The sequence below is a fragment of the Shewanella sp. SM74 genome (assembly GCF_025653725.1).
GTDB classification, from domain to species: Bacteria; Pseudomonadota; Gammaproteobacteria; order Enterobacterales; family Shewanellaceae; genus Shewanella; species Shewanella oncorhynchi.
On the sequence record NZ_JAKKRZ010000088.1, the window covers coordinates 1 to 854 of the forward strand.

The following is an 854-nucleotide window of genomic DNA, read 5'->3' on the forward strand; positions in this document are numbered from 1 at the left end:
TTTAGACAGCATGGCAAGACGTTATAATTTGCTTCGCCAAAAGTAACCATAACCTCAAGCCATGCCAAGACTTATGCTAACCGATGCACGCTGGGAAAAGCTATTTCATTTAATGAAAAGCACAGGCCGTGTTTATGACAAACCTGAACATAGACAAACATTCGAAGGTATTCTTTACCGCCTTAGAACAGGTATCCCTTGGCGAGATTTACCTAAAGAGTTCGGTCATTGGAGCACGGTCTTTAGACGGTTTCATTTATGGTCTAAGAAAGGCGTTCTAGCACATTTATTCAAGGCCTTAGCCAACCTTGCTGATATAGAATGGGTCTTTATTGATGGCTCGATAGTGCGGGCTCACCAGCACAGTGCAGGTGCAGCGACGCTAAGTAATGAGAGTATTGGTAAAAGTCGAGGCGGTAATTCAACCAAAATTCACTTAGCCGTCGACAGCGGAGGATTACCGATTTATTTCGAATTATCAGAAGGCCAAAAACACGATATTACACACGCCCCCAGCTTAATTGAGCACCTGAAGCAGGTTGATACCGTCATTGCAGATAAAGGTTATGACAGCGATGCTTTTCGTGAACTTATCGCCAATAAAGGCGGGAAATCTGTTATTCCAAGGCGCCGCTATAAGAATACACCTCAAGAAAGAGTCGATTGGTGCTTATATCGGTATCGACATTTAGTGGAGAATGCTTTTGGAAGAATTAAGCACTATCGAGCAATATCAACAAGATATGACAAGCTAGCAAGAAATTACGCCAGTATGGTGTCACTGGCGTTTATGTTAATGTGGCTGCCGATGTATTGCTGAACAACATTTGTACAGCAAAGATCAACAGACCCTA

General features: G+C 42.9%; 1 protein-coding gene. It reads left to right on the plus strand.

Going from position 1 to position 854, the window contains the following annotated elements; translation table 11 throughout:
- Positions 1 to 61 precede the first annotated feature (61 nt).
- Positions 62 to 820, plus strand: a complete 759-nt coding sequence (locus tag L5M49_RS25085; RefSeq protein WP_011071076.1) for an IS5-like element ISSod6 family transposase — start codon at positions 62 to 64, stop codon at positions 818 to 820.
- Positions 821 to 854: the final 34 nt, after the last annotated feature.

Bases quoted from the DNA above. Each gene is read 5' to 3' on its own strand.
- L5M49_RS25085 (WP_011071076.1), top strand. From the start codon at position 62: ATGCCAAGACTTATGCTAACCGATGCACGCTGGGAAAAGCTATTTCAT.